Below are 22,457 nucleotides of genomic sequence, written 5' to 3' on the forward strand. Positions count from 1 at the left end.
TCATCTCACAAGGTGTGATCGAGGTGCAAAGCAACCGTCAGGTGGTAGAGCCTGACTTCCGACCTTTTTGTTGATCTGACTGGGTTTTTGGTTTGTTTTCAGGTGTGGTTGCTCAGAGGCGCGTTGTAGTGCCCCATTATTATAAAAAGTATTGACATGGGCCTTCAGATGGCTAACCTCTTCGCCCATGTTCATCCGCACCAAACATGACGCAAAGCTCAACCGCACACGGATCCAGATCGTTGAATCCGTCCGCACCGGCTCCAAGGTACGCCAGAAGATCCTGCGCCATGTGGGTGTGGCCCATAACGACAGCGAGATTGAGGATATCAAGCGTCTGGCGGGCCGCTTGATGGAGCAATTACGCATTGATCGCTCGCCGCAAATGGAACTGTTCACGCCCACGGAATATGCCGATCTGCAGGCGCTGGTGCGCCGCGCTCCGCGGCCGGACAAGCTTGGCGTTGATCTTGCCGAGTGCCGTGAGGAGGCGCGGGTCTCTCTGGGTCTGCGGGATGTCATGGGGACGATGTATGACCAACTGGGTTGGGGGGCCCTTCTGGGGGCGGCGCGTAAAAGTGCCAATCGCATTGTGAAAGAGCTGGTTATGGCGCGGATCGCACAGCCCGAGAGCAAGCGCGCGACCGTGGAGGCGTTGGAGAACCAGGCAGGCATCACGCTCAATCTGGACGTGGTCTATCGGAGCATGGATTACATCAATACGCCGGTGATAGACGGGATTTGCAAAACCTCTCACGCGGCGGCAGAGAAGTTGCTGGGCGGGCCAGTGACCGTGCTGTTCTACGATTGCACGACCCTGGCCTTTGACACCGAGCGCGAGGACCCGGCCGAGGATGCGGACGGGGTCGAGCAGGATCATCTTCTGGCCAAGGGCTTCAGCAAGGATGGCAAGCATCACCGCGCTCAGGTCATGCTGGCGCTGATCGTCACCTCCGATGGGCTGCCTGTGGGCTATGAACTCTTCCCGGGAAACACCTGGGAAGGTCATACGCTGGAAGCTGCGCTGAAGGCGTTGGAGGGACGCTTCGACGTGGCCAGGGTCACGTTCGTGGCCGATGCCGCCATGCTCAGCAAGGACAACCAGCAGATGTTGCAGAACAAGGGTCTGCCCTACATCCTCGGCTATCGCATGAAGTCCGCCCCGGCCGCCGTGAAGGCGAACATTTTGAGCCCGGAGGGACGCCAGCCTTGGGCTGGACACGGTTCTGAAGAGGCAACCGAGAAGGGCTGGTACAAGGTGATCGACCAGGAGGGAGCGCGGGTCATTGTGACCTGGTCACCCACCCGGGCACGCAATGATGCCCACAAGCGCGACAAGGCAATCGAAAAGCTGCACAAGAAGCTCAAGCGCTCTCGCAAACCCGGCAGCTTCAGCAGCCGGGGATATGGCCGCTTCCTGGCCTTCCCCGACAGCGGGGACGTCACGCTGGATGATGCAAAGATCAAGGCAGCGGCACAATGGGACGGGCTGCATGCCATTGTTGTTCATGGTGCGGACGAACTGGAGGCACAGGACGTCATTGCCCGCTATCACCAGTTGTGGGAGATCGAAGCCTGCTTCCGCACCAACAAGCACGATCTGAAAATCCGGCCCATCTATCACTGGTCGCCGCGTCGGGTCCGGGCCCATATCGCCATCTGCTACATGGCCTTCTGCTGCCTGCAGCACCTGCGCAAGCATCTGGACCTGCTCGGACACCCGATGAGCCCGGCTCGTATCCGCAACGAGTTGAACGCATTGCAGCTCTCGATCCTGCGCCACAAAGGCACCCCTGACCGCTACGGCATGCCAAGCCATGCCACGGTCGATGCCAGACGCATCCTCACCTGCGTCGGCCTGACCTGGAACGAAGCCCCTTTCAAGATACCCCCCGGGCGCACCCGAAAAACTGGCCAGACCAAAGCCTGAGCTCCCTCAACACTCCGAAACAATCGCTGGCGAAAAAAGTCCGTGTAGTGCCTTTTGGCAACCAAGGCATAATAATATCAATGACTTATACGAAAAAATGTCGGAAGTCAGGAATAAAGTGGGTGAGAAATGAGCAACCCTCCCGCGCGCCGCAGTTGGCGCATAACCTTCCCTGCAACTGTGGGCTTTGTTGCGCTGCTCATCCTTGTTGTGGGCATCGGCATCTGGAGCGTTCGGACCCAACTGGCCGGTGCGATCATCTCACAAGGTGTGATCGAGGTGCAAAGCAACCGTCAGGTGGTAGAGCATCCCGATGGCGGGGTCGTCGGCGAGATTTTTGTGCGCGACGGGGACCTGGTGGAAAGCGGCGAACTTCTGCTGCGTCTGGATGATACGTTTCTGGCTTCGGAAAAGACCGTGGTTGAGACGCAATTGTTCGAACTGCTCAGCCGTCAGGCCCGGTTGGAAGCGGAACGCGATGGCGCCACTTCCGAGGAGTTGGCGTTAAAGCTGCGCGAGGTTCAAGATCGGGAATCTATCAGTCCCGACCTCATCGCTGGTCAACAGCGCTTGTTTGACGCCCGCGCAGAAACTCTGGCGCAGAAAACAGAACAGTTAAATCGGCAAAAGACCCAAATCGAAAGCGAGATTGACGGCACGCAAGCACAACTGACCGCAGCGCGCGCGCAGATTGAGCTAATCAGTGAAGAATTGAAGGATCAGGAAAACCTGTTGGAGCGCGGCCTCACACAAGCCAGCCGCGTATCGGCCTTGCAACGGGAAGAGGCCAACCTGACCGGCGCCATCGGGCGGCTCGAAGCGACCATAGCCCGGCTCAAAGGGCAGATCGCCTCGACCGAAATCCAGATATTGGAGCTGAACGCGACCCGCCGCGAAGAAGCGATCACAACGCTGCGTGACGCACAGACGCGCATCGCCGAGCTTGCTGAACGGCGCCTATCGCTGACCGAGCGCCTCTCGCGTCTGGATATTCGCGCGCCCGTTTCGGGAACCGTTTATGACAGTCAGGTTTTCGCCCTACAGTCGGTCATCCAACCGGCTGAACAGATGATGTATGTGGTGCCGCAGGATACGCCCCTTTTGGTGGCAGCCAAGGTTGATGCGATCCACGTGGACCAGCTGTTTCGCGGGCAAGAAGTCGCCCTGCGCTTTCCCAGCTTCAACCAGCGGGAAACCCCGGAACTTGATGGCCATGTTATCAATGTCTCAGCGGACACATTTACCGACGAGGGCACAGGCTTTACCTTCTACCAGGCCGAGCTGGTCCCCGATGACGGTCAGCTGGATCGCCTGAATGGGCAAACTCTTCTGCCGGGCATGCCGGTGGAGGCAATGATCAAAACGGATGAGCGCACTCCGCTGTCCTACCTGACCAAGCCGCTGACCGACTACTTCACGCGGGCGTTCCGGGAATAACACATCGCGCCTGGGGCAACCTGTCCCAGTATCGCAACTTGCAATCCCTGATGATTTAGTATACCGCCGCATACAAAGAGCATATCCGGGCGTCAGATCCATGTCTGAGACCGGGACCTCAAGCACCTTCTAACGCCAATACGTCGGGATAGCCATGAGCCTGTATACTGATTACCTTGCCGAGATTGAAACACGCAAAGAGCAGGGGTTGAACCCCAAACCCGTCGATGACGGTGCCCTAACAAAAGAGATCATTGACCAGATCCGCGACTCTCAAAACGAACACCGCGCGGACTCGCTGCATTTCTTCATCTACAATACCCTGCCTGGCACAACCAGCGCCGCGGGTGAGAAGGCGGCGTTTTTGAAAGAGATCATTCTGGGTCAGGCCGATGTCGAAGAAATCTCGCAGGATTTCGCGTTCGAGCTGCTGTCTCACATGAAGGGCGGCCCCTCGGTCAAGGTACTGCTGGATCTGGCATTGGGTGACGATGTAGCGATTGCGGGCAAGGCGGCTGAGGTGCTGAAGACTCAAGTCTTCCTGTATGACGCGGATACCGACCGGCTGAAAGCTGCGCTCGATGCTGGCAATGCCGTCGCGAAAGACATCCTTGAAAGCTACGCCAAGGCCGAGTTCTTCACCAAACTGCCTGACATCGACGAAGAGATCGAAGTCGTCACTTATGTCGCCGCCGAGGGTGACATCTCGACCGACCTGCTGTCGCCCGGCAATCAGGCACACTCGCGCGCGGACCGCGAATTGCACGGCAAATGCCTGATCTCCGAGACCGCGCAACAAGAGATCGAAGCGCTCAAGCTGAAACACCCCGGCAAGCGCGTCATGCTGATTGCTGAAAAAGGCACCATGGGTGTGGGCTCGTCCCGTATGTCGGGTGTGAACAACGTGGCCCTATGGACCGGCAAACAAGCCAGCCCCTATGTGCCCTTCGTCAACTACGCCCCCATCGTTGCAGGCACGAACGGCATTTCGCCGATCTTCCTGACCACCGTCGGCGTGACCGGCGGCATCGGACTGGACCTGAAGAACTGGGTCAAAAAGGTGGATGAGGATGGCAACGCAATCCTGAACAATGACGGCAACCCGATCCTGGAAGAAAAGTACTCGGTTGCCACTGGCACGGTTCTGAAGATCAACACCAAAGACCACAAACTGCTGAGCGAAGACGGGGAAGAGCTAGTCGACGTGAACTCGTCCTTCACGCCGCAAAAAGTTGAATTCATGAAGGCAGGCGGTTCCTACGCCATCGTTTTCGGTAAGAAACTGCAGACATTCGCGGCCGAAGCACTGGGTGTAGCGGCACCGCTGGTCTTTGCTCCGTCGAAAGAAATCAGCCACGAGGGCCAGGGCCTGACCGCGGTTGAAAAGATCTTCAACAAGAACGCCGTTGGCACCACGCCCGGCAAAACCCTGCATGCCGGATCGGACGTGCGCGTCAAGGTCAACATCGTCGGCTCGCAGGACACAACCGGCCTGATGACCATGCAAGAGCTTGAGTCGATGGCGGCAACCGTTGTCTCGCCCATCGTCGACGGGGCGTATCAGTCCGGCTGTCACACGGCCTCTGTGTGGGATGCTAAGGCGCAAGCCAACACCCCCCGCCTGATGAAGTTCATGAATGACTTCGGCCTCGTCACCGGGCGTGACCCGAAAGGCGTCTATCATTCGATGACCGACGTGATCCACAAAGTGCTGAACGACATCACCGTGGATGACTGGTCGGTCATCATCGGCGGCGACAGCCACACTCGTATGTCCAAAGGCGTGGCCTTCGGGGCGGACTCGGGTACCGTGGCGCTGGCGCTGGCCACAGGTGAGGCCTCGATGCCTATCCCTGAATCGGTCAAGGTGACCTTTAAGGGCACGATGGCCGAGCATATGGATTTCCGCGACGTGGTGCATGCCACCCAGGCGCAGATGCTGGAACAGCATGGCGACAACGTGTTCCAAGGCCGCGTGATCGAGGTTCACATCGGCACGCTGCTGGCCGACCAAGCCTTTACCTTCACCGACTGGACTGCCGAGATGAAGGCCAAGGCCTCGGTCTGTATCTCGAATGACGAGACTCTGATCGGTTCGCTGGAACTGGCCAAGTCCCGCATCCAGATCATGATCGACAAGGGCATGGAGCATGAGAACGGCATGCTGCAAAAGCTGATCAACATCGCCGATGCACGCATTGCCGAGATCAAGTCGGGCGAAAAGCCAGCGCTGCGCCCCGATGATAACGCGAAATACTTCGCCGAGGTAGTCGTTGATCTGGACCAGATCGTTGAACCGATGATCGCAGACCCGGATGTCAACAACGCCGACGTATCGAAGCGCTATACTCACGACACGATCCGCCCGATCTCGTACTACAATGCTGAAAAGCATGTGGACCTGGGCTTTGTCGGCTCGTGCATGGTGCACAAGGGCGACATCAAGATCGTGGCCCAGATGTTGAAGAACCTCGAAAAGGAAACCGGCAAGGTCGAGTTCCAGGCCCCACTGGTCGTCGCAGCCCCGACCTACAACATCATCGACGAGTTGAAGGAAGAAGGCGACTGGGAAGTGCTTGAGAAGTACTCAGGCTTCGAATTCGACGACCTGTTCCCGAAGGAAAAGGCGCGGACCGAGTACGAGAACATCCTGTATCTCGAACGTCCCGGCTGTAACCTTTGCATGGGCAACCAGGAAAAGGCCGCCAAGGGCGACACGGTTCTGGCGACCTCGACACGCCTGTTCCAGGGCCGCGTCGTGGCAGATGCGCCGGACAAGAAAGGTGAGTCCCTGCTGGCCTCGACCCCGGTTGTTGTCCTGTCGGCCATTCTGGGCCGGACGCCCACGATCGAGGAATACAAAGCCTCGGTTGAAGGGATCGACCTGACCAAGTTCGCCCCGCCGGTTGCGAAAAACCCGGCCACTCAATCGGCGCATTTCTAACGCCGCATTTGACACGTTTTTCCTGCGCGCGGCCGTTCATCGGTCGCGCGCAGTGGTTTTTTTGGGGGCGAAGCTAGCGCAGTTCGGCCTCGGTATTGCCACCATCGACCGTGATAACGTGGCCGGTCGTGCGCTCCATCAAGGCCAGATTGGCAAAGCCTTCGGCGACATGATGCGCCTCGACCTCGCGGCCCAGAAGGTTACCGCCCATATAGACCTCTTCGCTGACACCCCGCGCGGCGGCGCGTTCCTTGATGAACGCATCCGTCAGCAGACCCGAACGTATCTTGTCGGCATTGACCCCGTTGACCCGAATACCAGACCCCGCCAGTTCCAGCGCCAGTTGCCGCATCAGGAACATCGTGGCGGCTTTGGGGGTTCCATAGGCGCCTAGATTGCGACCGGGATTGACCGCCTGTTTGGAGATGTTGAACAAGATCTGCCCACCACGCCCCTGATCCTGCATCAGCTTGGCAGCGGCGGTGGCAAAGGCCTTATGCGCGAAAAAGTTCAACTCGAAAGCCGCGCGGAAGGCAGCATCCTCCAGCTCGACCAGAGCGCCGCCTGTGGCCGTACCCGCATTGGACACCAGAATATCCAGCCCCCCGAAAGCGGCGACCGCAGCGGTCATCGCGGTTTCGGCAGCGTCAGCTTGCGTGATGTCGAGCGCGCAGGCCGAATGCCAGCGACCCAACTGGGATAGTGCGGCATCCAGAGCCGCTTGATCCCGATCCACCAGAACGACATTCGCCCCCTTGGCGGCAAAAGCCTTGGCGGTTGCCAGACCAATCGCGCCTGCCCCTCCGGTCGCCATGACGACCCGGCCCTGAAACGGCGGAGGGGTGCCTTTGCCCAGCTTTGCCTGCTCCAACGACCAATATTCGCAATCGAACATGTCCTTTTCACCGATGGGATAGAACCCGCCCGCATCTTCTGCGACAGCGCGCACGCGGATGTTCTGCTCGGCCAGATCAGCCGAGGCTGAGGCCGCCTTGGCGTTCACCCCTATCCCCAGAACACCGATCCCTTCGATCCACGCATGTTTGGGATCAGGGGTCAGCATGGTCTTGGGTCCCGCAGCCTCAGGGGCCTGACGGTCGAAATAGGCGCGATAATCCGCAGCGAAGGCTTCGACCTTGGCCTTGATGCTCTCTCGGTTAGCCAAATCCGCCTGTTTCAGCACCAGCGGCCAGCCCTTGGTGCGCAGAACGTGATCCGGTGAGGCCATGCCGCGCGTTGCCAGTGCATCCACATCGCCGCGCGCCATAAACGCATGTGTCACAGGGCCATTTCTCAGATCAAAGACAGGCATCGCACCGTCCCGATCCGCCGTGACCTCGGCGATCACACCGCGCAAGACGGGCAAAATATCCAGCCCGCTTGCAGGTAGACGTTCACCAATTGGCGTAAGTTCGGTCAGGCCGAGATAGTCCGCGACCTCATTGGTATGCTGAACGATCTTATCATAGCTTTCCTGCGCGGTGGCGCCAAAGGCGAAATGACCATGTTTGAGAAGCAGCAGCCCCTCAACATCAGGATTGGCGTCGTACACATCCGCCGCCGCCTTCGCGAGGCTAAAACCGGGCATGATGTAAGGCACGATCCCCAGCCGGTCGCCGAAAATCTCGCGACAGACCTCCTCGGCATTGGGCAAGTCGGCGAGGATCAGAAACGGCGTCGCGTGGGTGTGATCGACGTATTTGTGTGGCAGGAAGGCATGCAGCAGCGTTTCCACTGACGGGTTGGGCGAGGCCGAATTCAGCAGGCTTGAGCGCTGATAGTTCACCATGTCTTCATCCGACAACTTATCGAGTGTGCGTAGCTTCAACAGTGGCTCTTGCCAGACACCGGGCAGTCCGGGCGCTTCGATCGTGTCCAGATCCCAGCCCGAGCCTTTGACGTGCAGAACCGGCCGCATCTCGCCGAACAGATCGGGGCGCTCTAGCTTGACCGACGTATTACCCCCGCCATGCATCAGCAGATCCGGGTTCTGACCGATGAGGCGCGAAGTGTAGACCCGCTCTGCCAATTCCTGATCCGCCGGATCGGCCCCGGCAGCCGCACGCCAGTCTGCGGCGGCCTGCGCCTTGTACATGTTTTCGATCATGTCTTTTGTATCCTTGTCTTTCTGCGCTCAGGCGGCTTGGCCAACCTTTTCAGGGAACATGGCCGCCAGACCTTCGGCGCTGGCTTCGCAGACGCCCCGCTCGGTGATCAAGCCGGTGACGAGACGGTTCGGCGTGACGTCAAAGGCAGGGTTGCCCACATCCGAGCCTTCGGGGATCACGCAAACCTCTCCGATGCCGTCCTCTGTCATGCCGAACACATGCGAGATTTCGCGGTCCGGTCGGTCCTCGATCGGGATTTCGGCAACCCCGTCCCGCAGCGTCCAATCGATGGTGGGTGAAGGCAAGGCCACATAGAACGGCACGTTGTTGTCATGCGCGGCCAGGGCTTTCAGATAGGTGCCGATCTTGTTACAGACATCGCCGGTCGAGGTTGTTCGATCCGTCCCGGTGATCACCAGATCGACCAGACCATGCTGCATCAAATGACCGCCTGCATTGTCGACGATGTATTGATGGCTGATGCCATGTTCGCCCAGCTCCCACGCAGTCAAGGCCCCCTGGTTCCGGGGTCGTGTTTCATCGACCCAGACATGGATCGGCAAACCAGCGTTATGCGCCTGATACATTGGGCTGGTCGCAGTGCCCCAATCCACGGTGGCCAGCCACCCGGCATTGCAATGGGTCAGCAGGCGCACCGGCTCACCCGAGGGTTTGCGGGCGGCGATGTCGCGGATCAAAGCAAGCCCATGTTCTCCGATCCGGCGATTGATCTCGATATCCTCTTCGCAGATTTCATCCGCCAGCGCCCAGGCCGCGGCGGCGCGTTGATCAATTGGCAGAGGCAGCAGGGCCTCCCGGCAGCGCTGCAACGCCCAGTTCAGGTTCACCGCCGTTGGCCGGGTCGCGTTCAGAACCGAAGCTGAATGTTCAAAGTTCTGATCAGAAGGGTCACGAGACATCGCATCCGCCATACCATAGGCAGCGGTCGCCCCGATCAGAGGCGCGCCACGCACCCACATCTCGCGGATTGCAGCCTCAAACTCGGCCAGCGAGGACAACGTGGCGATCCGGAAATCGTGCGGCAGCCAGCGCTGGTCGATGATCCTGACCTCGCCGCTTTCAGCGTCGCGCCAGATCGAGTGGTAGTGAACGCCGCCAATTTTCATCTTCTGCCCTCCGGTCGGGTTTCATGGGATCTGCCACACGTTCCAGTATTTTCACGCAGGCCTCAAGCGCCGATGGGTTGTTTCCGCACGGCTTTTAGCGGCGGATTACAGATCGGCCAGCCCCATGGCGGCATAGGCGGGTGGCATCAGAGCGCGCCGCCACCGGCCTAAAGGAAAGCGTCGGGCTGTCTCGGACATGACATTTGTCACTCCGCTGGTCTGACCCAGCGCCAACCGCGCCAAGACCCGGCCGCTATAGGTGCCCATGGCGACTCCGTTACCATGATAGGCAAAGCCCGCAAACATCCCTGCCTGCCCCGGAACCGGCCCGACAAAGGGCACTAGATCGCGCGACATGCATACCATGCCCGACCAGATATGAGTGACGTACACCTCGGACCACGCTGGGAACATACGCTTGAAGTCGCGCTGCACCAGCATTCGGATCGCCGCCTCGGATTTGGGTGAGGACCGCAGCCCGCCCCGCATGCCAAACAGGAACCGGCCATCCGGCATCAGGCGGAAATAGTGCAAGAGATTGCGCGTATCGTAGGACATCTGATCCGAGGTCCAACCCTGCGCCGCCTTCTCGTCCGGTGTCAGAGGACGAGTGACCAGCACAGTGGATTGGGCAGGCATGTAACGAGCCGACATCCAGGCCGGGATATCTTCGCTGGAGTACCCATTGGTGCACACCAACACCTTGTCGGCTCGGATTTGGCCCTTTGGGGTTTGTACAGCAAAACCTGACGCGGTCTTTTTAACGCTCAGAACGGGGCTGTTCTGAAAAAACACTGCGCCTTGTGCCTGCGCGGCTTGGGTTAGGCCAAAAAGATATTTCCGGGGATTCAGGCCGAACCCAACTGGAGTTGTGTATCCACCGTGAAACGGCCCGTTCAGGCCCAGACCGGGTAGATCAGCAGCTTCATGCAGTATGCCCTTCTCTTCGGCATTGTGCCTCAGCGCCTCCATCGCGCGGTGGGAATGGGCCAGTTGCGTCTCGCCTTTGGAGTGCCGATCCACGTCGATCCCGTAGCGGTCCAGAAGGCTTTCGACGAGTTGCACCGCGTCGCTTTCAGCCTCGGAATACGCTTGCGCCGCGACTTCTCCATAGCGACGACACATTGCCTTGTAGCTGAGTTTTGATCCACCCAAACAGCAGAACCCACCATTGCGTCCCGAAGCCCCCCAACCGGGTGTTTCGGCCTCACACACTGCGACAGACACGGCGGCATCCGCCAGATGCAATGCGGCTGAAGCTCCGGTGAAACCGCCGCCGATGACGGCTACATCAACCTGCAAATCACCCTGCTGTTCGGGCCAATTGGGGGCGGCAATAGTTTCGTCCCACCAGCACCCCTGCCTTGGCCCATCACCATAGGTGTAGTCTGGAAATATCCGTTTCATTCGGCGCGCATAGCGGCCATCTCATCCTGCTTTTGCCGCATCATGGCACGCTTGGTGACCAATGAGGCAGTGATGACGCCGATGGTCACAACAGCAATCATGAGGGTCGACAGCGCGTTAATCTCAGGGCTAACACCAAGCCGCACGGCCGAAAAGATTTTGATCGGCAAAGTCGTGGCAGACGGACCCGAAGTAAAGGACGCGATCACCAGATCATCCAGCGACAAGGTAAACGCCAACAGCCAGCCTGAGATCACCGCCGGCGCGATGATCGGCAGGGTCACCAGACGAAACGCTTGCGCGGGTGAGCAGCCAAGGTCCAAGGCGGCCTCTTCCAGCGACTGGTCAAAGGTCACAAGACGCGAGGAAACAACCACTGACACAAAGCACATCGAAAAGGTCGTATGGGCCAGAACGATGGTCAGAATCCCCCGGTCCAATCCGATGCCGATGAAGAGCAGCAACAGGGACAGACCTGTGATCACCTCGGGCATGACCAGCGGCGCATAGATCATTCCCGAGAACAGGGTGCGGCCAAAGAAGCGCCCTCCGCGTACCAGGACATAGGCCGCGGCGGTACCCAGAATGGTTGCCAGCGTCGATGAGAACACCGCCACCCGGATCGTCACCCATGCCGCGTCCAGAAACGCTTCGTTCTGAGCCAGCTCTCCGTACCATTTGGTTGAGAACCCGGCCCAGACAGTCACCAGTTTGCTTTCGTTGAAGCTGAAGACGATCAGGATAATCATCGGGATGTACAGGAACGCGAACCCCAGCGTCAGGGAAACCGTGTTGAACCAGCTTAACCTGTTCATTTCTCGGCCTCCGCCTGTTTCTGCTGGTTACGCTGGAAAAGCACAATTGGCACTACGAGGATCAGCAGCAGTACCACTGCTACAGCACTTGCCACCGGCCAGTCACGGTTTGAGAAGAACTCCTCCCACAGAACCTTACCGATCATCAGGGTGCCCGAGCCGCCCAGAAGCGAGGGGATCACAAACTCACCGATCACCGGGATCATCACCAGGAAACAGCCTGCGATGATGCCGGGGCGCGACAAGGGGATTGTCACCAGCCAAAAGGCCTGAAGGCGCGAGCATCCCAGATCCTCGGCGGCTTCGATCAGCGACTCGTCCATGCGCTCCAACGACGAATAGATCGGTGCGATCATGAACGGCAGATAGGTGTAGACGATCCCGATGTAGACTGCGGTATTGGTGTTCAGAATGGTCAGCGGGGTCGAGATGATACCCGTCCAAAGCAGAAGCTGGTTCAGATACCCTTCGTTCGACAGAATCCCCATCCACGCGTAAACGCGGATCAGAAATGAGGTCCAAAACGGAAGGATCACCAGCATCATCAGTGTCGGTCGCCATTCGGCCGGCGCGCGCGCCATGCCATAGGCAATCGGGTATCCCACCAGCAGCGTCAGAAAGGTTGAGATCAGGGCGATCTTCAGGCTGGAGAGGTAGGCCTTCCAATACAGGTCATCCTCGGTCAACCAGACGAAATTCTCAAAATCCAGCTGGCTGAAGAAATCCTTGATCCCGGCCCAACCCTGCGACAGGTCCAAGGTCGGCGTGTAAGGCGGGATCGCCAGTTCCGTGTCCGAGAGCGAGATTTTCAGGACAATGAAAAACGGCACCAAAAACAGCGCCAACAGCCAGACATAAGGAACTGCGATCAGCAGCGCGCGGCGCATCAGCTTGCCAACAGGACCGCAGCCGTCGCTGTCCAGGACAGCCAGACTGGGTCTTCCCATGTGAATGACCGACGCGAGATGCGGCGAGTATTGGCCGCTTGCGCCTTGATGATCGTGCCGTTCGGCAGCTCGACATGATAGGTCGAGAGGTTGCCCAGATAAGCGATATCCAACACCTTGCCCTGCACGGCATTGATTGCCTCGGCAGGGCGGTCGGTTGAGATCGTCACCTTCTCGGGCCGGATCGCCAGATGGCAGGCCTGACCCTCCGAGAAGCCGTTCGCCGAGGTTGCCGTCAGCGGAGCCTGCCCTTCGGCCCAGTCGATCCGATAGGTTTCCTCACCATTCGCGGTGGCGTGGCCTTCGATGATGTTTACGTCGCCGATAAAGTCAGCGACATAGACCGAGTTCGGGTTTTCATAGATGCGATCGGGCGTGGCGACCTGCATCAAGCGACCTTGATCCATTACCGCCACGCGGCTGGCAACGGTCATGGCTTCCTCCTGATCGTGGGTGACGATCACAAAGGTCGTGCCGGTCTTCTCTTGAATATCCATCAGTTCGAACTGCGTATCCTGCCGCAGTTTCTTGTCCAACGCACCCAGAGGTTCGTCCAACAGCAACAGCTTAGGCGCCTTCGCCAGTGACCGCGCAAGCGCGACCCGTTGCCGTTGACCGCCCGAGATCTGATGTGGCTTTCGGCGTGCAAATTGCTCGAGCCGGGTCAGGCGCAGCATCTCTTCCACCCGGTCCTCAAGGTCATGCCTGGGCATGTTGTCCCGGCGCAAACCGAAGGCGATGTTTTCCCAGATGCTGAGATGCGGAAACAGCGCGTAGGACTGGAACATCATGTTCACTGCGCGTTTGTTTGGCGGTATCGGGTCAATGTCCTGACCGCCCAAAATGATGTGCCCCTCGGTTGGCGTTTCGAACCCCGCCAGCATCCGCATCATCGTGGTCTTGCCGCAGCCCGACGGGCCGAGCAAGGCAAAGAATTCTTTCTCGAAAATGTCCAGAGACAGATTGTCTATGGCCGTAAAATCTCCAAACCGTTTGGTAACATTCTGGAATTGGATCAAGGGTTTCGCCTGCGGGTCATCCCACGGCGCAAAGACGTCAGAGTTCAAAACGGCCCCCGTTCGACAATCTGGAAGTGGGCGCAAGGCGATCCCCGCCGCCTTGCGCGAAATCGGATCAGGTGCCCGATTTGATCTTGGTCCACATACGGGTCACAACCCGCTGCGTTTTTGCCGGGTAAGGCGTCGTGATGTAGAGGTTCTGCATCGTCGCATCATCCGGATAGATCGCCGGATCACCGATCACGTCTTCCTCAAGGAACTCTTGCGAGGCCTTGTTGCCGTTGGCGTAGTACACATAGTTCGACGCTGCCGCCATGTTGTTGGCGTCAAGGATGAAGTTCAGGAACTTATGCGCGCCTTCCGGGTTCGGAGCATCTGCCGGAATGGCCATCTGGTCGAACCACATCAGAGAGCCTTCGGCGAAGGGGTGGTATTCGATCTCAACACCGTTGTCGGCCTCGGCCGCACGGTCACGGGCCTGCAGAATGTCACCCGACCAGCCAACAGCCACGCAGATATCGCCATTGGCCAGCGCGTTGATGTATTCCGAGCTGTGGAATTTCTGGATATAAGGGCGCACGCCGGTCAGTACTTCCTCGACCTTTTTGATGACGTCCGGGTCATGGCTATCCGGGTCCTCACCCAGATATTGCAATGTCATCGGGATCATTTCGGCGGGAGCATCCAAGAAATGCACTCCGCACTCGGCCAGTTTCTCCATGTTTTCGGGCTTCAGCACCAAATCCATGCTGTTCAGCGCCACGTCATCCCCCAGCGCTTCTTTCACCTTGCCGACATTCACACCAATGCCAGTGGTGCCCCACATGTAGTTGATCGAATAAGCATTGTTCGGGTCGTATCCGGCAGTACGCTCCTGGATGACATCCCAAAGGTTGCCAGCATTGGACAGCTGAGCTGTATCCAGTTCCCGGAACGCTCCGGCCTGAATCTGGCGCTGAAGGAATGTACCCGAGGGCACCACGACATCATAGCCAGAGCCACCGGCCAGCATCTTGGTCTCCAGCAATTCGTTGCTGTCGAACACGTCGTAGATCAGGGTCAGCCCTGTCTCTTCCTCGAACTTCGTTAGAAGCTCCTCGTCGATATAGTCCGACCAGTTATAGACTCGCACCTCTTCGGCGAAGGCCGCCGAAGTCCCCAATGCGAGAACCGCTGTCAGTGTCAGCGTCTTGAACATCATTTTTGTTCTCCCTGCGATTATGGTGGGTATTGTCCCGTTTTTTTGGATTTGATCAAGTTTTGCGTTTTTCGACTTTCTGAACTATGGTTCCAAAAGGTCAACAGCCCGGCAAGTCGGCACCCATCGAGACAAGGCAAACCAATTGGATTTGATCAAAAATAAGGCACCTAAGCCCAATATTGACGCCGGGAAACGGCCCGCGCACGAACAGGTCTACCACACCCTGAAATCCATGATCATGTTCGGCGAGCTGGTCCCAGGTCAGCCCGTCACTATTCAGGGCCTTACCGAATCGCTCGGCGTCAGCATGACCCCCGTGCGTGAGGCGATTCGACGTCTGATCTCGGACGGCGCATTAGTGTTTCAGGGCAATCGCAGGGTCAGTGTGCCGTTGTTGTCCAGCGGTGATGTTGAGCAGGTGATCTTCGCCAGAATTGCCATAGAATCAGAGCTTTCAAGGCGATCCACCGCCAAAATGTCCGCCAGCGACGTTGATCAACTGGAATCTATCGACCAGCAATTGGACCAGATGATCGCGGATGGTGACGTTCACGGCTACCTGCATCTCAACCACAGATTCCACGAAACGCTATATGCACATGCCGATGCGCCCGTTCTGAGCGATCTGGCCGAGCGTCTGTGGCTTCGATTCGGGCCATCCTTACGTGTGGTCTGCGGCCGCTTCGGCACTCAAAGCCTGCCTGATCGCCATAAGGATATCATCGCAGGGCTGCGCGCCGGGGATGCGGAAAAAGTGGCGAAGGCGACCGCTCAGGATATCGAGCAAGGCATGGAACTGATGATCGAGTCTGCCTCGGACATCTAGAAAACACCGATTCGATTGACAGGAAATAATTTGATCATATTGTGACTCGCAACCACCGTTGCAGGAGTCTTTCGGATGTCCACGATCACAAACCACATGCCCACCGCTGAATTGCAGGCGCTGGATGCCGCCCACCACATGCACCCGTTCTCTGCCAACGGAGCGCTGGGGAAAGAGGGCGCGCGCGTTATCACCCGCGCCAATGGCGTCTATCTGACAGACAGCGAAGGCGAACAGATCCTGGACGCAATGGCCGGCCTGTGGTGCGTGAATATCGGCTACGGGCGCGATGAGCTGGCCGACGCCGCCGCCCGCCAAATGCGCGAGCTTCCGTACTACAACACCTTCTTCAAAACGACCCACGTGCCTGCAATTGCACTGGCCAACAAACTGGCCGAGCTTGCCCCAGGCGATCTGAACCACGTGTTCTTCGCCGCTGGCGGGTCCGAGGCGAACGACACCAACATCCGTCTGGTGCGCACTTATTGGGCCGAAAAAGGCCAGCCCGACAAGAACATCATCATCAGCCGGCACAATGCATATCATGGCTCGTCGGTGGGCTCTGCCTCGCTGGGCGGAATGGCCGGAATGCACGCACAGGGCGGTATTCCGATCCCGAACATCCACCATATCAATCAACCCAACTGGTGGGCCGAAGGCGGTGACATATCGCCCGAAGAGTTCGGCCTCGCCCGTGCACGCGAGTTGGAGGACGCCATCCAGGAACTCGGCGAAGATCGCGTCGCGGCCTTCATCGCCGAGCCCGTACAAGGCGCAGGCGGCGTGATCGTTGCGCCCGATACCTACTGGCCCGAAATCCAGCGCATTTGCGACAAATACGACATCCTGCTGATCGCCGATGAAGTGATCTGTGGCTTTGGCCGTACCGGCAACTGGTTCGGATCGCAAACAGTTGGTATCAAGCCGCATATCATGACCATCGCCAAGGGCCTCAGCTCGGGCTACGCGCCTATCGGAGGCTCCATCGTCAATGACGAGATCGCCGAGGTGATCGGCGGCACGGAATTCAACCACGGCTACACCTATTCCGGCCACCCGGTCGCGGCTGCTGTTGCTCTGGAAAACCTGCGCATCCTCGAAGAGGAAAAGATCGTCGAGCATGTCCGCGACGTAGCCGCCCCCTACCTGAAACAGAAATGGGAGGCGCTGGCCGATCACCCGCTGGTGGGCGAGGCCAAGATCGTCGGCATGATGGCGTCGATCGCGCTTACCCCCGACAAAGCCAGCCGCGCCAAATTCGCCTCGGCCCCCGGCACGGTGGGCTATATCTGCCGCGACCGCTGCTTTGCCAACAACCTGATCATGCGGCATGTGGGCGACCGGATGATCATCTCTCCGCCTCTGATCCTGACGACGGCGGACATCGACGAGATGTTCGTACGCATCCACAAGTCCCTAGACGAAACACAAGCCGAGATCATCGCACAGGGCCTGATGAAAGCGGCCTCCTGATCCGCCCTTCATCTGGCTAAAACATCCCGGGGAGACGCCGATAGGCGGCGGGGGCAGAGCCCTTAGCCCGCTCGTTAGTTGCAATTTCAGTTGTGGTCGACAAGTTATCACCGCTGATTGCGATCCCTTTGGCATTGCCCAAGCACTAACATCAAAATCGGCCCAAGGCGGCCATTTGCGTCGGCCGCATCGAAAGTCGGCTTGTAGCCCAGGGCGGACCTTTGTCTTACTATTGGAGTCGCAGGAGCAACGAAGAACCACATACCTACCTACACGATCCGGCGTCGAAAACGGCCATCATTGCGCTTCGCAGGTGAGCAATATCTTCGTCCACTGAAGCGGAGTGATCGCATCTAAATGACGGCAATACCTCGACCCGGATCGTTCCGCTTTTGGGCAAGTGTTTGTCGCGCGGCATGCTTTTGTAGGATGCGTGAATTAGGACGGGTCGTGTTGTTCGGCCGTTGGTGCGCGCTACTACTATAGCTCCTGCCTTGAACTTGCCGAGGCTTCCAGAGTTAGTGCGCGTACCGTATGGGAAAAGCACGACACAACGGCGCGCGGGCATGGCTTGAACGACAGCAGTGAGTGTTTCGATCGCCACATTGCCACTTTTCCAGTCAATCTTCACCGGCCCTAAACACTTGATTCCGTGGCGTTGGATAACCGCGTCGCAAAGTTCCTTTTTCCTGACTTCCGACATTTTTTCGTATAAGTCATTGATATTATTATGCCTTGGTTGCCAAAAGGCACTACACGGACTTTTTTCGCCAGCGATTGTTTCGGAGTGTTGAGGGAGCTCAGGCTTTGGTCTGGCCAGTTTTTCGGGTGCGCCCGGGGGGTATCTTGAAAGGGGCTTCGTTCCAGGTCAGGCCGACGCAGGTGAGGATGCGTCTGGCATCGACCGTGGCATGGCTTGGCATGCCGTAGCGGTCAGGGGTGCCTTTGTGGCGCAGGATCGAGAGCTGCAATGCGTTCAACTCGTTGCGGATACGAGCCGGGCTCATCGGGTGTCCGAGCAGGTCCAGATGCTTGCGCAGGTGCTGCAGGCAGCAGAAGGCCATGTAGCAGATGGCGATATGGGCCCGGACCCGACGCGGCGACCAGTGATAGATGGGCCGGATTTTCAGATCGTGCTTGTTGGTGCGGAAGCAGGCTTCGATCTCCCACAACTGGTGATAGCGGGCAATGACGTCCTGTGCCTCCAGTTCGTCCGCACCATGAACAACAATGGCATGCAGCCCGTCCCATTGTGCCGCTGCCTTGATCTTTGCATCATCCAGCGTGACGTCCCCGCTGTCGGGGAAGGCCAGGAAGCGGCCATATCCCCGGCTGCTGAAGCTGCCGGGTTTGCGAGAGCGCTTGAGCTTCTTGTGCAGCTTTTCGATTGCCTTGTCGCGCTTGTGGGCATCATTGCGTGCCCGGGTGGGTGACCAGGTCACAATGACCCGCGCTCCCTCCTGGTCGATCACCTTGTACCAGCCCTTCTCGGTTGCCTCTTCAGAACCGTGTCCAGCCCAAGGCTGGCGTCCCTCCGGGCTCAAAATGTTCGCCTTCACGGCGGCCGGGGCGGACTTCATGCGATAGCCGAGGATGTAGGGCAGACCCTTGTTCTGCAACATCTGCTGGTTGTCCTTGCTGAGCATGGCGGCATCGGCCACGAACGTGACCCTGGCCACGTCGAAGCGTCCCTCCAACGCCTTCAGCGCAGCTTCCAGCGTATGACCTTCCCAGGTGTTTCCCGGGAAGAGTTCATAGCCCACAGGCAGCCCATCGGAGGTGACGATCAGCGCCAGCATGACCTGAGCGCGGTGATGCTTGCCATCCTTGCTGAAGCCCTTGGCCAGAAGATGATCCTGCTCGACCCCGTCCGCATCCTCGGCCGGGTCCTCGCGCTCGGTGTCAAAGGCCAGGGTCGTGCAATCGTAGAACAGCACGGTCACTGGCCCGCCCAGCAACTTCTCTGCCGCCGCGTGAGAGGTTTTGCAAATCCCGTCTATCACCGGCGTATTGATGTAATCCATGCTCCGATAGACCACGTCCAGATTGAGCGTGATGCCTGCCTGGTTCTCCAACGCCTCCACGGTCGCGCGCTTGCTCTCGGGCTGTGCGATCCGCGCCATAACCAGCTCTTTCACAATGCGATTGGCACTTTTACGCGCCGCCCCCAGAAGGGCCCCCCAACCCAGTTGGTCATACATCGTCCCCATGACATCCCGCAGACCCAGAGAGACCCGCGCCTCCTCACGGCACTCGGCAAGATCAACGCCAAGCTTGTCCGGCCGCGGAGCGCGGCGCACCAGCGCCTGCAGATCGGCATATTCCGTGGGCGTGAACAGTTCCATTTGCGGCGAGCGATCAATGCGTAATTGCTCCATCAAGCGGCCCGCCAGACGCTTGATATCCTCAATCTCGCTGTCGTTATGGGCCACACCCACATGGCGCAGGATCTTCTGGCGTACCTTGGAGCCGGTGCGGACGGATTCAACGATCTGGATCCGTGTGCGGTTGAGCTTTGCGTCATGTTTGGTGCGGATGAACATGGGCGAAGAGGTTAGCCATCTGAAGGCCCATGTCAATACTTTTTATAATAATGGGGCACTACAACGCGCCTCTGAGCAACCACACCTGAAAACAAACCAAAAACCCAGTCAGATCAACAAAAAGGTCGGAAGTCAGGACCGCGTCGCAAAGTTCCTTTTTTGGCGGCGAAGGTGATCCACTTGGCGTCGGACACCACGTCAATCAGAGCGAAACCATCCAGGTGGCTGCGGTGGTTGATCACAATAATTGTGGAACGTCACAGATCTTTGACTTAATCGATGGCCAAAACCTCAAGGAATGATTGCATCACGTCATTCATGTCTGACCCAAACATCAAGCATTTCTGACCCAAAACACCTATCGACCATACGTAAGCACTGCTGCCAATACTTCAAACTTCCTCAAATCGTCGGAAGGCCAAGGCAATTAACCCGGCGATGGCCATGTAAACCAATGCCAGCAACAGCAGGGGCTCGTAGACCACGAATGTGTCTGCTCGAACCCGGGAAGAAACAGCATATATCTCGACCACTGTGATCGTTGCTACGAGTGGCGTTGCTTTGAGCTGCAAGATGGTTTCTCCGCCCAAGGTCGGCAGAACATTGCGTACCGCTTGGGGCAGCCAGATCCGGCGGAACATTGTGAAACGTGGCATCCCGAAGGACTTTGCAGCCTCCAACTGGCCTTTTGCCACGCCGGAAAACGCGCCTCGCATGACCTCGCCCTCATATCCCGCAAAGGACAGTGTCAGTGCCAGGACGGCATAGGGCCAAGCCTGACGCAAGTAAGGCCAAAGCTCAGACGAGCGTATCCAGGGAAACTGCGGAAATAACGAACCAAGCCCGTAATATAGCAACCAGATCTGCAACAGCAGCGGTGTGCCTCGAATGATCGTGCAGAACACGCGGGCGGGCGTTGCCAAGTACCACGGGCCCACCGCCTGCGCCAATCCCAGAGGCACAGCCATGAGAAAGCCTAGTACGGTTGTGACCACCAAAAGCCAGATTGTGGTCCAGAGACCCTGCAGCGCCAAAGGGGCATATTTTGGAATCCAATCCCAACGCAGCGAGACCGCACACCAGATCACCAATGCTGCAAATAACAGCATCATGACGATACGGTGCGGTTGCATAAGAGCTTTCACAGTGATCATGCCGAGCCACCCTTCAACGAAGGTTGACCACGCCGCGCCCATTTCTCGATACGGGCAAAAACGACCCCTGAGAAAAGGGTGACCATCAGGTATAAGAAGCCTGCAGCCAAAAAGAAGGTGAAATAAGCACGGGTACTGCTAGCCGCCTGTCGTGTTTCCAGCGTCAACTCACTGAACCCGACGACTGCAAGCAAGGCCGTGTCTTTGGTCGCGATAAGCCACAGATTGGCCAGGCCGGGCACAGCAAATCCCATCATTGCTGGTATGGTCACCCGACGCATGATCATGAAAGCGGGCATTCCATAGGACTTCGCCGCCTCGATCTGGCCGACGGGCACCGCCTTTATCGCGCCTCGCAGCACCTCGGTGGCATAGGCCCCTTGCACAATGCCCAGCACCCAAATACCGGCGGCTACACCGTTGATCTCAACCCTGCCGCCTCCGACCGCCTCAGAGATCTTGTTGATGATATCACTGCCGACATAGTAAAGGATCAGGATCAGCACCAGTTCAGGCACCGCCCTGATCACAGTCGTATAGATGGCAAGAAGGTCACGCGTGACCTTCCCGCCGTAGAGTTTTCCGTAGGCCCCGAACAGCCCGATAACCAGCCCCATTCCAAATGCGCCAAAAGCGATTTGCAGGGAATTGGCAAGCCCGCGTAACAGGTTGCCACCCCAACTAGACAGCGACAGCAACTCCATGCTGGTGCCAAGGCCCAGTGTCTCTAACAGTCCGGTCACAGCTACGCCTTAGTAGATGCTGGTGGTGAAGTAACCCTCGGTGATTTTCTCGTGGGTCCCATCGGCCAGGATCGCAGCGATCCCTTTGTTAAGCGCTTCAAGAAGTTCGGTGTCGCCCTTGCGCACACCGGCACCGACGCCACGGCCCAGGATTGCCGGATCATCCGCGACAGCGCCTTTGATTTCGCAACAGCTGCCATTGTCCGAATTCACAAAATCTGCCATGGCAATGCTGTCGGCCTGAGTGGCATCGATGCGGCCCGCGAAAAGGTCTTGGTTGGCCTCATCCTGAGTCTGATAGACTTTCAGCTCTGCATCCTTGAAGTATTCCTGCGCATAGGCCTGGTGGATGGTCGAGGCTTGGATCCCGATGATCTTACCTGCGAGGGACTCTGCGGTGGGCTCGATATCCATCGACTTGTCCGCCACGATCACTGCGGGTGTGTTGTAATACGCATCACTGAAGTCGATGGTTTTCAGACGCTCTTCGGTGATCGACATCGACGCCATGATCGCGTCGATCTGCTGGCCGGTCAGCGACGGAATGATACCGTCCCAGGCAACAGGTGTGATCACGCAGTCAAGCTCGGCCGCGGCGCAGACGGCATTGATCACCTCGATCTCCCATCCGACCCAATTGCCCGAGCTGTCGGGTGACGCAAATGGGGGATAGGGTTCGGCGGCGATACCGATCTTAACTTGTTCAGCTGCTGCCGCGCCTGCAGTTAGCACGGCTGCGGCTGTTGCTGCAGTCAGAAGTGTTTTCAATTTCATTAGGAGTCT

At 58.2% G+C, this 22,457-nt stretch carries 19 protein-coding genes; 6 read left to right on the forward strand and 13 right to left on the reverse strand.

Translation table 11 applies throughout. The features are described from left to right. Positions 1–195 (reverse strand): hypothetical protein, encoded by a 195-nt coding sequence (locus tag ACOERD_RS06555; protein WP_419738450.1) that lies wholly within the window; start codon positions 193–195, stop codon positions 1–3. Between ACOERD_RS06555 and ACOERD_RS06560 the strand changes: the two genes are divergently transcribed. The 3 genes from ACOERD_RS06560 (at position 188) to ACOERD_RS06570 (ending at position 6,311) form a co-directional block, all read left to right on the forward strand. Next, on the forward strand, positions 188–1,930 hold the full coding sequence (locus ACOERD_RS06560; RefSeq protein WP_419737624.1) for an IS1634 family transposase: 1,743 nt from the start codon (positions 188–190) through the stop codon (positions 1,928–1,930). The two genes, ACOERD_RS06555 and ACOERD_RS06560, sit on opposite strands and share 8 nt — an antisense overlap. Positions 1,931–2,059: 129 nt before the next feature. After that, positions 2,060–3,367: an HlyD family type I secretion periplasmic adaptor subunit gene (locus ACOERD_RS06565; RefSeq protein WP_419738451.1), complete on the forward strand. Its 1,308-nt coding sequence runs from the start codon at positions 2,060–2,062 to the stop codon at positions 3,365–3,367. A 154-nt stretch (positions 3,368–3,521) separates the two neighbouring features. Further along, entirely contained in the window at positions 3,522–6,311 is a 2,790-nt protein-coding gene (locus tag ACOERD_RS06570; protein ID WP_419738452.1) for a bifunctional aconitate hydratase 2/2-methylisocitrate dehydratase, read from the forward strand. Positions 6,312–6,384: 73 nt separating this feature from the next. Here ACOERD_RS06570 and ACOERD_RS06575 read toward each other — a convergent pair whose 3' ends face one another. The 7 genes from ACOERD_RS06575 to ACOERD_RS06605 form a co-directional block, all read right to left on the reverse strand. Continuing rightward, on the reverse strand, positions 6,385–8,418 hold the full coding sequence (locus ACOERD_RS06575; protein ID WP_419738453.1) for a bifunctional aldolase/short-chain dehydrogenase: 2,034 nt from the start codon (positions 8,416–8,418) through the stop codon (positions 6,385–6,387). 27 nt (positions 8,419–8,445) lie between these two features. Then, on the reverse strand, positions 8,446–9,546 hold the full coding sequence (gene mtnA, locus ACOERD_RS06580; RefSeq protein ID WP_419738454.1) for an S-methyl-5-thioribose-1-phosphate isomerase: 1,101 nt from the start codon (positions 9,544–9,546) through the stop codon (positions 8,446–8,448). A gap of 105 nt (positions 9,547–9,651) precedes the next feature. Beyond that, a complete protein-coding gene (locus ACOERD_RS06585; protein WP_419738455.1) occupies positions 9,652–10,953 on the reverse strand; it encodes an NAD(P)/FAD-dependent oxidoreductase in 1,302 nt (433 codons plus the stop codon). After that, positions 10,950–11,768, reverse strand: a complete 819-nt coding sequence (locus tag ACOERD_RS06590) for an ABC transporter permease (RefSeq protein ID WP_419738456.1) — start codon at positions 11,766–11,768, stop codon at positions 10,950–10,952. The genes ACOERD_RS06585 and ACOERD_RS06590 overlap by 4 nt, the downstream gene beginning before the upstream one ends. Beyond that, positions 11,765–12,655, reverse strand: coding sequence for an ABC transporter permease subunit (locus tag ACOERD_RS06595; RefSeq protein WP_419738457.1), 891 nt, complete (start codon positions 12,653–12,655; stop codon positions 11,765–11,767). Before ACOERD_RS06595 ends, ACOERD_RS06590 begins: the two co-directional genes overlap by 4 nt. After that, entirely contained in the window at positions 12,655–13,782 is a 1,128-nt protein-coding gene (locus ACOERD_RS06600) for an ABC transporter ATP-binding protein (protein WP_419738458.1), read from the reverse strand. Before ACOERD_RS06600 ends, ACOERD_RS06595 begins: the two co-directional genes overlap by 1 nt. A 67-nt stretch (positions 13,783–13,849) precedes the next feature. After that, positions 13,850–14,935, reverse strand: coding sequence for a polyamine ABC transporter substrate-binding protein (locus ACOERD_RS06605; protein ID WP_170375682.1), 1,086 nt, complete (start codon positions 14,933–14,935; stop codon positions 13,850–13,852). Between the two features lie 142 nt (positions 14,936–15,077). Here ACOERD_RS06605 and ACOERD_RS06610 point away from each other — a divergent pair, with 142 nt between their 5' ends. Together ACOERD_RS06610 and ACOERD_RS06615 are read left to right on the forward strand one after the other, a co-directional pair. Continuing rightward, positions 15,078–15,761, forward strand: coding sequence for a GntR family transcriptional regulator (locus tag ACOERD_RS06610; protein WP_419738459.1), 684 nt, complete (start codon positions 15,078–15,080; stop codon positions 15,759–15,761). Between the two features lie 75 nt (positions 15,762–15,836). Then, entirely contained in the window at positions 15,837–17,234 is a 1,398-nt protein-coding gene (locus tag ACOERD_RS06615; RefSeq protein WP_419738460.1) for an aspartate aminotransferase family protein, read from the forward strand. Positions 17,235–17,499: 265 nt separating this feature from the next. Here the strand turns inward: ACOERD_RS06615 and ACOERD_RS06620 are convergent, their stop codons facing one another. After that, positions 17,500–17,937, reverse strand: a complete 438-nt coding sequence (locus tag ACOERD_RS06620) for a lysophospholipid acyltransferase family protein (protein ID WP_419738461.1) — start codon at positions 17,935–17,937, stop codon at positions 17,500–17,502. 97 nt (positions 17,938–18,034) lie between these two features. After that, positions 18,035–19,777 carry an IS1634 family transposase gene (locus ACOERD_RS06625; protein ID WP_419737624.1) on the reverse strand — a complete coding sequence of 581 codons (1,743 nt, stop codon included), beginning with the start codon at positions 19,775–19,777 and terminating at the stop codon, positions 18,035–18,037. On the opposite strand from ACOERD_RS06625, the gene ACOERD_RS06630 reads away from it, so the two are divergent. Beyond that, on the forward strand, positions 19,770–19,952 hold the full coding sequence (locus ACOERD_RS06630; protein ID WP_419738462.1) for a hypothetical protein: 183 nt from the start codon (positions 19,770–19,772) through the stop codon (positions 19,950–19,952). The genes ACOERD_RS06625 and ACOERD_RS06630 overlap by 8 nt on opposite strands. 217 nt (positions 19,953–20,169) lie before the next feature. Here the strand turns inward: ACOERD_RS06630 and ACOERD_RS06635 are convergent, their stop codons facing one another. From ACOERD_RS06635 to ACOERD_RS06645, 3 genes are read right to left on the reverse strand one after another with little or no spacing between them, the layout of a single operon-like run. Continuing rightward, on the reverse strand, positions 20,170–20,931 hold the full coding sequence (locus ACOERD_RS06635; RefSeq protein WP_419738463.1) for an ABC transporter permease: 762 nt from the start codon (positions 20,929–20,931) through the stop codon (positions 20,170–20,172). Further along, on the reverse strand, positions 20,928–21,674 hold the full coding sequence (locus tag ACOERD_RS06640; RefSeq protein WP_419738464.1) for an ABC transporter permease: 747 nt from the start codon (positions 21,672–21,674) through the stop codon (positions 20,928–20,930). The genes ACOERD_RS06635 and ACOERD_RS06640 overlap by 4 nt, the downstream gene beginning before the upstream one ends. Positions 21,675–21,683: 9 nt before the next feature. Next, positions 21,684–22,448: a transporter substrate-binding domain-containing protein gene (locus tag ACOERD_RS06645; RefSeq protein WP_419738465.1), complete on the reverse strand. Its 765-nt coding sequence runs from the start codon at positions 22,446–22,448 to the stop codon at positions 21,684–21,686. Positions 22,449–22,457 lie beyond the last annotated feature (9 nt).

It is taken from the genome of Ruegeria sp. (assembly GCF_965199275.1).
Classification (GTDB): Bacteria; Pseudomonadota; Alphaproteobacteria; order Rhodobacterales; family Rhodobacteraceae; genus Ruegeria.

Coding starts and splice junctions, on each gene's coding strand:
- mtnA (WP_419738454.1), bottom strand. CDS start 9,546: ATGAAAATTGGCGGCGTTCACTACCACTCGATCTGGCGCGACGCTGAA.
- ACOERD_RS06595 (WP_419738457.1), bottom strand. CDS start 12,655: ATGCGCCGCGCGCTGCTGATCGCAGTTCCTTATGTCTGGCTGTTGGCG.
- ACOERD_RS06585 (WP_419738455.1), bottom strand. CDS start 10,953: ATGAAACGGATATTTCCAGACTACACCTATGGTGATGGGCCAAGGCAG.
- ACOERD_RS06615 (WP_419738460.1), top strand. CDS start 15,837: ATGTCCACGATCACAAACCACATGCCCACCGCTGAATTGCAGGCGCTG.
- ACOERD_RS06575 (WP_419738453.1), bottom strand. CDS start 8,418: ATGATCGAAAACATGTACAAGGCGCAGGCCGCCGCAGACTGGCGTGCG.
- ACOERD_RS06635 (WP_419738463.1), bottom strand. CDS start 20,931: ATGATCACTGTGAAAGCTCTTATGCAACCGCACCGTATCGTCATGATG.
- ACOERD_RS06590 (WP_419738456.1), bottom strand. CDS start 11,768: ATGAACAGGTTAAGCTGGTTCAACACGGTTTCCCTGACGCTGGGGTTC.
- ACOERD_RS06620 (WP_419738461.1), bottom strand. CDS start 17,937: ATGTCGGAAGTCAGGAAAAAGGAACTTTGCGACGCGGTTATCCAACGC.
- ACOERD_RS06555 (WP_419738450.1), bottom strand. CDS start 195: ATGAACATGGGCGAAGAGGTTAGCCATCTGAAGGCCCATGTCAATACT.
- ACOERD_RS06560 (WP_419737624.1), top strand. CDS start 188: ATGTTCATCCGCACCAAACATGACGCAAAGCTCAACCGCACACGGATC.
- ACOERD_RS06625 (WP_419737624.1), bottom strand. CDS start 19,777: ATGTTCATCCGCACCAAACATGACGCAAAGCTCAACCGCACACGGATC.
- ACOERD_RS06565 (WP_419738451.1), top strand. CDS start 2,060: ATGAGCAACCCTCCCGCGCGCCGCAGTTGGCGCATAACCTTCCCTGCA.
- ACOERD_RS06630 (WP_419738462.1), top strand. CDS start 19,770: ATGAACATGGGCGAAGAGGTTAGCCATCTGAAGGCCCATGTCAATACT.
- ACOERD_RS06605 (WP_170375682.1), bottom strand. CDS start 14,935: ATGATGTTCAAGACGCTGACACTGACAGCGGTTCTCGCATTGGGGACT.
- ACOERD_RS06570 (WP_419738452.1), top strand. CDS start 3,522: ATGAGCCTGTATACTGATTACCTTGCCGAGATTGAAACACGCAAAGAG.
- ACOERD_RS06645 (WP_419738465.1), bottom strand. CDS start 22,448: ATGAAATTGAAAACACTTCTGACTGCAGCAACAGCCGCAGCCGTGCTA.